Here is a 1,464-nt window from a genome sequence, read left to right as displayed (position 1 = left end):
GGCAAGCCCCCCTTCAATCCCCCTTAAATCAGAGCCGGAAGGCTCGTCATGCGGTGGTGTTACCATCGGGAAAGTGAGGTCATCATGGACAAGAAGTATATCGAAAATCAGTATCATCTGGCAGTGCTGGATTTTCAGACAGCCCGTAGTGAAGAAGCACAGTGGGAGGCAAGAAAGACCATGGCAAGGCTGGAGCAGATAGCCGCACAGGAATATGGTTTTGAATACGCAGATGATTTGCACGAAAGAGAATTAGGGGGGAAAAGGGTATGAAAGTAGGAGCGTTTCAGATTGGCAGATACCACGCCATTATCAAAAAGAGCTATGCCGACGGAAGTGCCGACTATGAAACGTCTTTTTCAGACGAAGCAGACCTCATGGAAAGCGTGTACTGTATTAAGTTATGTGTCGGGAAAATGGTAGGACTTGCAACGGACACCCCGAAAGTCCTTGCCGATGTGCAGGTTATCCGGGGAAAAGAGAACATTGTCCGGGAACTGGAGGGAAAGCAGCCATGAACAAGACAAGACCGAAACAGCTATCTTTCCGGGTAAACGAGGAAGAATACCAGCAGTTGCAGGAGAAGGTTTTCCAGAGCGGGAAGAACCAGCAGGAGTATATCCTTTCCTGTGTGCTGGAGAAGCAGATCGTGAATACGGACGGTATCAAAGAACTTATCCCGGAGCTGAAGCGGATCGGGAACAACCTCAACCAGATAGCAAAGAGGTGTAATGAGGGCGGAGTGCTGCCAAGTGAAGCCGAGGTGCGGGAACAAGGGGAGGAGCTGAAGCAAGTATGGCAGTTATTAAGGCGGTATCTTCAAAGGCAGGCATAGGACAGGCGATTGATTATGTGACGAAAGAAGAAAAGACAGAGGAGAAGCTTGTCAGCGGTTTGCATTGTGAAGCAGAGACAGCAAAGGAGGAAATGCAGGCTACCAAGGAACTATGGGAGAAAACCGGGGGAAGGACATACAAGCATTTTGTCCAGAGCTACCATAAGGACGAGAAAATCACGCCGGAGCAGGCACACAGGAACGCCTTACAGCTTGCAGAGAATACGCCGGCATGGAAAGGGTTTGAGGTGCTTGTGGCTACCCATAAGGACAAAGACCATATCCATACGCACTTTATCGTCAATTCCGTCAATTTTGAGGACGGGCACAAGCTCCAGTGGAGCAGTGCCGACCTTCGGGAGCTGAAGGAGCGGTGCAACGCACAGAGCCAAGAGCAGGGGCTGCACGTCCCGGAAAAGGGAAAGACCTTTGAAGGAGCGGAACGAGAGGAAACAGTGGCATGGAGTAAAGACACCTACCAGCTTTTGAAACAGGCAGAGCAGGGAAAGGTCAAAAGCTATGTGCAGGACATTGCCCTGGCAGTCCTGGACTGTAAGGAAATAGCGACCAGCCGGGAAACCTTTATCCGGCTGATGAATGAAAGAGGGTACGGAGTGGACTGGCAGGAC

Annotated in this window: 4 protein-coding genes; all 4 read left to right on the top strand. The window is 50.7% G+C overall.

The features are described from left to right. The first annotated feature begins 84 nt into the window (after nucleotides 1–84). The gene (locus DW642_RS15700) at nucleotides 85–273 is read left to right on the top strand and encodes a hypothetical protein (protein WP_147326067.1); all 189 of its coding nucleotides are present in this window, start codon (nucleotides 85–87) and stop codon (nucleotides 271–273) included. Beyond that, nucleotides 270–518, top strand: coding sequence for a hypothetical protein (locus tag DW642_RS15695; RefSeq protein WP_117511033.1), 249 nt, complete (start codon nucleotides 270–272; stop codon nucleotides 516–518). The genes DW642_RS15700 and DW642_RS15695 overlap by 4 nt, the downstream gene beginning before the upstream one ends. Further along, nucleotides 515–835: a MobC family plasmid mobilization relaxosome protein gene (locus DW642_RS15690; RefSeq protein WP_117511031.1), complete on the top strand. Its 321-nt coding sequence runs from the start codon at nucleotides 515–517 to the stop codon at nucleotides 833–835. Before DW642_RS15695 ends, DW642_RS15690 begins: the two co-directional genes overlap by 4 nt. Further along, nucleotides 796–1,464, top strand: a 669-nt coding sequence (locus DW642_RS15685) for a relaxase/mobilization nuclease domain-containing protein (protein ID WP_158555038.1), incomplete at its 3' end; no start/stop codon positions are given. The genes DW642_RS15690 and DW642_RS15685, both read left to right, overlap by 40 nt.

The sequence above is a fragment of the Blautia sp. AM23-13AC genome (assembly GCF_003435675.1).
GTDB lineage: Bacteria > Bacillota > Clostridia > Lachnospirales > Lachnospiraceae > Fusicatenibacter > Fusicatenibacter saccharivorans.
This window is presented reverse-complemented; position numbering and strand designations above follow the sequence as displayed.

Bases quoted from the DNA above. Each gene is read 5' to 3' on its own strand.
- DW642_RS15695 (WP_117511033.1), top strand. From the start codon at position 270: ATGAAAGTAGGAGCGTTTCAGATTGGCAGATACCACGCCATTATCAAA.
- DW642_RS15690 (WP_117511031.1), top strand. From the start codon at position 515: ATGAACAAGACAAGACCGAAACAGCTATCTTTCCGGGTAAACGAGGAA.
- DW642_RS15700 (WP_147326067.1), top strand. From the start codon at position 85: ATGGACAAGAAGTATATCGAAAATCAGTATCATCTGGCAGTGCTGGAT.